The 7547-nt window shown below is 61.4% G+C and carries 6 protein-coding genes; 3 read left to right on the top strand and 3 right to left on the bottom strand.

Annotation, left to right across the window (positions count from 1 at the left end; translation table 11 throughout):
- Positions 1 to 163 precede the first annotated feature (163 nt).
- Positions 164 to 1111, bottom strand: a complete 948-nt coding sequence (locus tag DN412_RS36220; protein ID WP_341868098.1) for a PDR/VanB family oxidoreductase — start codon at positions 1109 to 1111, stop codon at positions 164 to 166.
- Positions 1108 to 2154 (bottom strand): aromatic ring-hydroxylating dioxygenase subunit alpha, encoded by a 1047-nt coding sequence (locus DN412_RS36215; protein ID WP_115215946.1) that lies wholly within the window; start codon positions 2152 to 2154, stop codon positions 1108 to 1110. The genes DN412_RS36220 and DN412_RS36215 overlap by 4 nt, the downstream gene beginning before the upstream one ends.
- Before the next feature lie 106 nt (positions 2155 to 2260).
- Here DN412_RS36215 and DN412_RS36210 point away from each other — a divergent pair, with 106 nt between their 5' ends.
- Together DN412_RS36210 and DN412_RS36205 are read left to right on the top strand one after the other, a co-directional pair.
- Entirely contained in the window at positions 2261 to 3184 is a 924-nt protein-coding gene (locus tag DN412_RS36210) for a LysR family transcriptional regulator (RefSeq protein ID WP_115215947.1), read from the top strand.
- A gap of 706 nt (positions 3185 to 3890) precedes the next feature.
- Entirely contained in the window at positions 3891 to 4832 is a 942-nt protein-coding gene (locus DN412_RS36205) for a LysR family transcriptional regulator (protein ID WP_115215945.1), read from the top strand.
- Positions 4833 to 4991: 159 nt separating this feature from the next.
- On the opposite strand, the gene DN412_RS36200 is transcribed toward DN412_RS36205, so the two are convergent.
- Entirely contained in the window at positions 4992 to 5795 is an 804-nt protein-coding gene (locus tag DN412_RS36200; protein WP_208647729.1) for a TetR/AcrR family transcriptional regulator, read from the bottom strand.
- A 111-nt stretch (positions 5796 to 5906) separates the two neighbouring features.
- Between DN412_RS36200 and mhpA the strand changes: the two genes are divergently transcribed.
- Positions 5907 to 7535, top strand: a complete 1629-nt coding sequence (mhpA, locus tag DN412_RS36195; RefSeq protein ID WP_115215943.1) for a bifunctional 3-(3-hydroxy-phenyl)propionate/3-hydroxycinnamic acid hydroxylase MhpA — start codon at positions 5907 to 5909, stop codon at positions 7533 to 7535.
- The last annotated feature ends 12 nt before the right edge of the window (positions 7536 to 7547 follow it).

The following is a 7547-nucleotide window of genomic DNA, read 5'->3' as shown; positions in this document are numbered from 1 at the left end:
AATGAGTTGCATACCGTCGCCCGCAACAAGCTCAAAAGCGCTCAACACCGGCCTTCGATCATCGCCGCGTGCTGGGTTCAGGCAACGTTGTGGTGATGTCATGATTTACGGAAAGATCAATAAGCTAGCAAAAGGGCCATCAATTGACGGCCCGTTTGCAACACTATACGTCTAGTACCAGTTCAGAACACTTCGCCCGCGAAACACATATCAGGATTGAACGGTTCGCGTCGCGCTCCACATCGCTCAGGACAAAGTCGCGGTGGTCAGCCTCCCCGGAAACCAGTGGCACCTCGCAGCTTCGGCACAGCCCCTCGCGGCAAGCCGAAGGTAGGCATACGCCATTCGCCTCGAGCACATCGAGAATGCTAGCGTCCTGTGGGACTGCAAAGGTTCCACCATGTCGAAGCAGCCGAACATGAAACTCCTGGGATTGTGACGCCATAGTCGGCGCGTCAGCGCGAAACCGCTCAAGATGGACTGCACCTTCGGCGACGCCTAGGGCGGCAGCGGAGCTGCACACCGCATCCATCATAGGACCTGGCCCGCACGTATAGACATTCCAGCCCTGTGGCATCTCGCGGATAAAGCTTTCAATGTCGGGGCGTCCCGCATGTTCGTCATCCGAGTGCAGCAATACCTGTTCGGTCAATGGAGCGAGTTGCTCGAGGTATGCAGCATTCCTCCTGGACCTGACGCAGTACATCAATCGCCATGGTGCCCCCGTCGCGATGCATCGTCGCAGCATGCTCAGGATCGGTGTGATACCGATGCCACCAGCGATGAAAAGATGGCCCGCAGCAGTCTCGTCGAGCCCGAATAGCGCCCTGGGCTCGCCTATTTGCAGGCGAGTGCCAAGCCGCAATTCCTCATGTGCAAACTTTGACCCACCACGAGAGTTTGGAGCAAGCCCGATTCCGAGCCAATAGCGCGCCCTGTCGTCGGCAGAACTCACAATGGAGTACTGCCGCGTCAGTCCATTCGGAAAGCTAACGTCCACGTGCGCACCAGGTCTAAAGGCGGGCAGCACTCCTCTTGCATGGTCCTGCAGCTCGACACCGAGGACGCCTTCGGCTTCCAACCGAAGGCCGGTTATGACGAGCTCCATCATGCAGCCTTACCTTGGCGTTCTGCTTCAGCCTCCTCCACAAGGCGTCGCTCGACAACCCATCGGAACTGCGACAGCGCAGCATCGATGGAGAACGGAATCATCTTGAAGTTCGGCGCCAATGCAAGCGACTTCTGTTGCGCCGTCACGATTTCACGATCCTCATCGAATGCAGTGACGACACTCTGGTGAACCGACTTGGTAACTTCGGGATTGTCAATCGCGAAGTTGTGGGGGTGAGCAAAGAAGTAGTGCGTGGAATTCTCCGTTTCAGGCGTCAATGCCTGGCAGCCACGAAACTCCGCGGCGTCGACACGCGTACCTTCCGGTGCTCCAGTTCCCGTCGGCGCCATACCGGAGTCCATCAGTAGAATTGCCGGAATCGTGAAGTTGTAGATATTCCAGCGGTCCACCTTCCCTGGCCAGTTCTTGACTTGCGTGGCAAACGGAGGCGCCTCGGTGTTCAGCGCCCACCGAATAATACGCACCCCATCGTCGAGACGTTCGACCTTCGGCTGCACAGCAGCATAGTCCTCACCGCCACCAAGCGTAGTGGGATGGACAAACGGCAGGTGGGAAAAATCCAGCAGATTGTCTGCAATGAGCAGATAGTTGACGTCGTAGTGGATGTACCCATCGAGGCTGCGCCAGGCTGGGTCGTCCAACCAACGGGTATCTGGGATGAGGTGCGGGTCTGCCTTTTCCGGGTCACCCATCCAAATCCAAATCCAGCGGTTCCGTTGCACGACCGGGAATGCACGTACGCGCGCTTGCGGCGGAATGCGCTGCTGCGATGGCGCCTCGACGCATTGCCCTGTCGGGTCGAACTTGAGGCCGTGATACATGCATCGAACGTAATCCCCCTCACGCCGACCGATGGAAAGCGGTGCGCCGCGATGGCAGCAGCGGTCTTCCAACGCATGCAGTGCGCCGTCACTGGTTCGGTAGAGAAGGACGGGGATACCCGTAATGGTACGACTGAAAAGGTTGCTCTCGGTGACCTCGTTGTCCCAAGCCGCCACGTACCAGGTGTTCTTCACGAACATAGCTGTCTCCTGTGAGTCACGTCCCTCTAAGGGACGCCTTGACAAGAGGTTAGGGAGCAAGCAAACATGCGTCAATCTCATGCAAGACATGCTTGGAATGTATCGCATGCATACCGAACACTTCGACTACAACCTTTTGTCGGTCTTCGACGCCATGCTGCGAGAGCGCAGTGTGACGCGTGCGGCTTCCCAACTCGGGCTCACGCAAAGCGCAATGAGTCACGCGTTGAACCGCTTGCGCGACTACTTTCAGGACCCATTGTTCGTAAAAACCACCCGGGGGATGACGCCCACGATCAAGGCGGAGGCATTGGCGGAAACGATTCTTGAAGTTATGACTGCCATGCGTACTCGCGTGTTGCCTCAAGCGAGCTTTGAACCGGCATCGATGAATCGCACCTTCACTCTCTGCATGACCGACATGGGTGAGTTGGTCTTCCTGCCGCCGCTGATGGAAAAGCTGCGTTCAGTGGCCCCCCATTGCAAGCTTCGCACGTTGCAGGTACCCATCCCACAAATTGAAGCGCTACTGGCATCAGGCGATGCCGACCTTTTGCTGGGTTCTGTGCAGACAGCTCCGGAGTCGCTGTTTCAGCAACAGCTGTTCATGCACGGCTTCGTTACCATTGTCAGTACAAGAAACAAGGAGGTTGGCGATACCCTCACGCAAGAACAGTTCGAGTCGATGCCACAGGTCGCAGTGAGTCTGGCAGGTCGTTCAAGTCCTACCTACGATTCAGCATTCGAGCGCCACGGGCTTAGGCGGAATATTTATCTGCATACTCCGCACTTTCTCACGATCCCTTTACTCATGGATCGCGAGCCGCAACTCATCGCTACTGTCCCCGAAGAACTCGCCAATGTCTTCAGCCGCTACGGCATCGTCCGCGTAGTTAAGCCACCGGTCACGTTGCCGCCATATGCATTGAGCCAGTACTGGCATCCACGGTTTCACCATGACCCGGCAATCGTGTGGCTTCGGCAGCTCGTAAAACAAACATTCGACACGTATCCCAACATCGAGGCTTAGACGCAGCCGCTTAGACCGCGCCGTGGCTTTTCCCGACGCCGTTCTCAACGGCCACGGACGATCTGACGCATTCGAAATCTTCGCGTTCTTGGATAGAGCTCTTGATGCCCCCCACTCTCGCCTGAGGCGCGCTGTTAGCCAGAAAGGAAGTGGCTCCCTCCTGAGAGACGGCCACTCCCGGCCGCGGCCTCCGAAGAGGTCTTATTCACTGCTACGTTTCGCCAAAGGACGGCACGCAGCTGCGGTACATTCTTTCAACCAGGCCAAGCCGCGTCCGTGGTATAGCAGGCGGCCTTGATGTTGCAATCGTCCTGGGCGAGGCAGTGTGCACACAACCAACAGCGCACTGACTAGCCGGCAAGCCCCTTGGGGCTGCAGCCGCTACCGCAGACATGGCAATTCACCGCTTGGCGTCCGCCGATAGTTCGTTTCTGGGCGCGGCATTGAGCCCGAGCCATCTCTCGACCATGGCGCTCAGGGACGCTCCGCTGCTCGGCTCATACTGCCTTTTGGGGAGCCCTTCGTCTCCCGAGATTTCGTTTGGACAAACCGTCCGCCGGGCTCTCGTCAGCCTTGACCGGGTGCACTAGCGACGCACAGCAGAGGACCAGTTAGAGTAGAGATCCGGCTTGCAGACAGCCGGATCGGATCCAGGACTCATCTCCATGGCAAGTCCCACGACAATACAAGATACGGGGACAAGGCGATGCGCTCGAAACTTGCGCGCTACATGTCAAGCCTGGAACACTTCTCCACCGTCGTGGAGTACGGCAGCATCAGTGCCGCGGCGTCCGTGCTGGCAATTACCCAGCCCGCGCTCACGCGCAGCGTCATGGGGCTCGAGGATGTCCTCGGCGTCCAGCTGCTGCACCGCTCCGTCCCACGCGTCAGTCCGACGGCATGCGGCAAGGCATTGCTCGAACATATCGCCGCCGCCGAAGCCGAGCTCAACAAGGCGCAGGCGATGATCCAGTCCATCAAGGACTCCAACGGGCGGAAGATCAACTGCGGGGCGGGCTCGTTGTCCATGAACCACATCCTGCCCAAGGCAGTCAGCAGCATCCGCAGGAACCACGGCAAGATCAACATCAACCTGCTCGAGGGCCGTACCCACGACCTGCTGCTGAAACTGCGCAACGGCGAGCTTGACTTGGTATTGGGGATCGAACAGCCGGACGGGTTGTTCTCGGAATTCCATAGTGAAATGCTGGTCCAGGAGCACTTCCATTTTTGCGTGCATGCCGGCAATCCCCTCGCGCGGCAGGGCGACTTGAGCCTGCGCGACATCATGAGCCAGGAGAAGCTGGTCATGCCGGCGCTGACCGGGAGCCTGGTCGAGCGGGCGCTGGGCGTCGAACTGGACCGGCTCGGCTGCTCGCTGAACGCGCACAGGATCGAGACCCAGTCCCCTGCCGTGATTCGCCACCTGGTCTACCAGGACGCCTACGTCGCCCTGTGCTCGTCGATCTGGTTCGATGCGGAAATCCAGGACGGTTCGATGCAGATCTTGCGCGGCGACTGGAGCCTGCCGGCGTTCAGCACGCTGCTGTTTCGCCGGGAGGGCGACGTCATGACGCCGCCGCTGGAGGTCTTCATCCAGGAGGTCAAGGACGCCGCCACCGAATGCGCCGGCGGCATTACCGCATAGCCGCCCGCACCGCGCAGTCCCCGGAGCTACTGCCGGGCAATCCCCGCCAACCTGCGGCACGCCCCGCTATCCCGCATGCACGTCAGCGTAATGTGCCGATAGCGGCGCGGCTCCCGATCTGCTGCACATCGCCTGCTTCCTGGTGCAGCAGGCGTGGCGTCAGCGGCCACCTTTTCCTTCACGCACTCGCTCCGCGCCGGCGACCAGCTCTGCCGCGGCGTCCGTTCCAATGCCCGTCATGCAAAGCAGACGCACCACGACCTCGTTCCTGGCACCAACGGGCACAACATCCGTCGTGATCGCCAGGCTCACGCCGACGATGGCGTGCGCAGTGAGGCGCCATACCAGTTCGGCATCCTCCAGCGCGAAGCGCCCGGCCGCCACGCCCAGACGCAAATCGCGAATCGCGAACGGACCCATGCGCCGGTACAGCGCGTCGGCAATCACTTCCGACCGGTACAGCATCTGCTTCCAGCGGATATCTGTCGTGGCAGCTTCCAGCACCGTGCGCACACCGAAGGCGTAGACCTGCGCCGGATCCTTGATTCCGGCCGTGGCCTTCTCGATCTGCAGGGCGAGGTCGTGCATCATCTCCTCAAGCACGGCGATCGCCAGTTCGTCCTTCGACCGGAAGTAGTTGTAGACCGTTCCGGCGCCCACGTCGGCCCGCTCGGCAATCTCGAGCATCGTGGCGCCGTCCATTCCCTTTTCCGTCATCACCTCGCTGGCCGCGCGAATCAGCGCCTCGCGGTTGCGGCGCTGCCGCCGTGCAACGCGGCCTTCCTGCTCGGGCGGTTCTCCCGACATAGCTCTCCATCCGTTCCAGTTCATTCCTGACGAGCATTCTAAACCGAATGCATTCAGTCTCGATTCCATCACCTCACCTCGCCCCAACGAAAATAACAATCTATCGGCATCATCCTTTTGATAGCTGAGCGTTAACCATATCTGACGAACGTTCATGTTTGAACTACATTCTGTTTAGAGCGATGTTCGCCACGATACCAGCGGGCTGGAGACGCGGACGGGCATCGAAGATGAGCAGATTCAGACACTTCAGACACGGAGACAGAAATGGGCAATCCAGCAACCATCCGGACCGAGCGCTTCGACGCGGACGTCGCCATCGTGGGCGGCGGCCCGGTCGGTACCCTGCTCGCCATCCTTCTCGGCCAGCGCGGCAAGCGGGTCACTCTGGTCGAGCGGTGGTCGAAGGTATACGGCCGGCCGCGCGCGGTCACCTACGACCATGAGATCGCTCGCATCCTGGCCACGCTCGGCATCGACTCCGACCACGATCCGGCCATCACCTGCCACGACGAGCTCTACTACTGGAAGAACGCGAAGGGCGAGGACCTGCAGATCGTCGACTGGCAAAGCCGCTCGGCGTCGGGCTGGCGCGTGCGTTACTGGTTCAACCAGCCAGACCTCGAGGAACGCCTGACGCGCATCGTCGATACATTGCCCGGCGTCACGCAGATCCGCGGTTGGGAAGCCGCCGGGCTTGCGCAGGATGCCGAGGGCGTGACGCTGTCGCTGAAGCGGAACCCGCAGGAGGTGGTGCAGCAAACAGGAGAGGAAGGAGAGGACGGCACGCGCACGCTGCACGCCCGGTACGTGGTCGGCGCCGACGGCGCGAACAGCTTTGTGCGCGAGAGCCTCGGGATCGAGAGCGAGGACAAGGGCTATTTCTTCAACTGGCTGATCCTCGACATGATCCCGAAGCACCCCTACCAAGCCACGCCCTCGCAATGGCAGCTTTGCGACCCCCGGCGCCCGACGACCATCGTGCCCGGCGGCCCCGGCCGGCGCCGCTGGGAATTCATGGTGCTGCCCGATGAATCCGTCGAAGACATCCAGAAGCCGGAACGCGCCTGGGAACTGCTTGAGCCCTGGGGCCTGACTCCGGACAACGCCGAGCTCGAACGCAGCGCCGTCTACTCCTTCCAGGCCCGCTGGGCCAGGCGCTGGAACGTCGGCCGATGCGTCATCGCCGGCGACGCCGCGCACCTCATGCCGCCGTTCGCGGGCGAAGGCATGTGCGCCGGCTTGCGCGATGCGGTGGCGCTGGGCTGGCGCCTGAATGCCGTTCTCGAAGGACGACTCGGCGCCGAGGTGCTCGACAACTATACGTCCGAACGCCTCGCGCACGCCCGCCACTACATCGAATTCAGCCAGGCGCTTGGCGAGATCATCTGCATCTCCGACGAGGCCGAGGCGGCCGCGCGCGACGAGCGCATGAAGGCCGACCTCGCCCGCCGCAACAACGCGCCGGTGCCGACCGACGTCTGCCAGCTCGGCCGGGGCGCGTGGTGCCCGGCGTCGACGCATGCCGGCGAGTTGTCGGTGCAGGGCGTGGTCGAGGCCAGGGGCAGGCGCGACCGCTTCGACCAGGCCGTCGGTCACGGCTGGCTCGTGATCGGCATGAACGCCAACCCTGCCGCCGCACTGGGGGACGAACAGCTCGAACAGCTTGCCCGCCTCGGCGGCCGCACGGTCCGCATCGGCGCGCCAGGCACGCCGTGCGATGCGGTCGACGTCGAGGGCACCTATGGCCGCTGGCTGACCGACATCGACGCGAAGTACGTGCTTGTGCGGCCGGACTTCTACGTCGCCGCAACGGCCAAGACGCCGCAACAATTCCGCCAACGGTTCGATACCGTGATGTCACAACTGCAGTTGCGCGAACTCGCCACGGCCTGACCCCGGAGTGGA

The sequence above is a fragment of the Cupriavidus lacunae genome, assembly GCF_003353055.1.
GTDB lineage: Bacteria > Pseudomonadota > Gammaproteobacteria > Burkholderiales > Burkholderiaceae > Cupriavidus > Cupriavidus lacunae.
This window is presented reverse-complemented; position numbering and strand designations above follow the sequence as displayed.

Coding starts and splice junctions, on each gene's coding strand:
- DN412_RS36215 (WP_115215946.1), bottom strand. CDS start 2,154: ATGTTCGTGAAGAACACCTGGTACGTGGCGGCTTGGGACAACGAGGTC.
- mhpA (WP_115215943.1), top strand. CDS start 5,907: ATGGGCAATCCAGCAACCATCCGGACCGAGCGCTTCGACGCGGACGTC.
- DN412_RS36205 (WP_115215945.1), top strand. CDS start 3,891: ATGCGCTCGAAACTTGCGCGCTACATGTCAAGCCTGGAACACTTCTCC.
- DN412_RS36200 (WP_208647729.1), bottom strand. CDS start 5,795: ATGAACGTTCGTCAGATATGGTTAACGCTCAGCTATCAAAAGGATGAT.
- DN412_RS36220 (WP_341868098.1), bottom strand. CDS start 1,111: ATGATGGAGCTCGTCATAACCGGCCTTCGGTTGGAAGCCGAAGGCGTC.
- DN412_RS36210 (WP_115215947.1), top strand. CDS start 2,261: ATGCATACCGAACACTTCGACTACAACCTTTTGTCGGTCTTCGACGCC.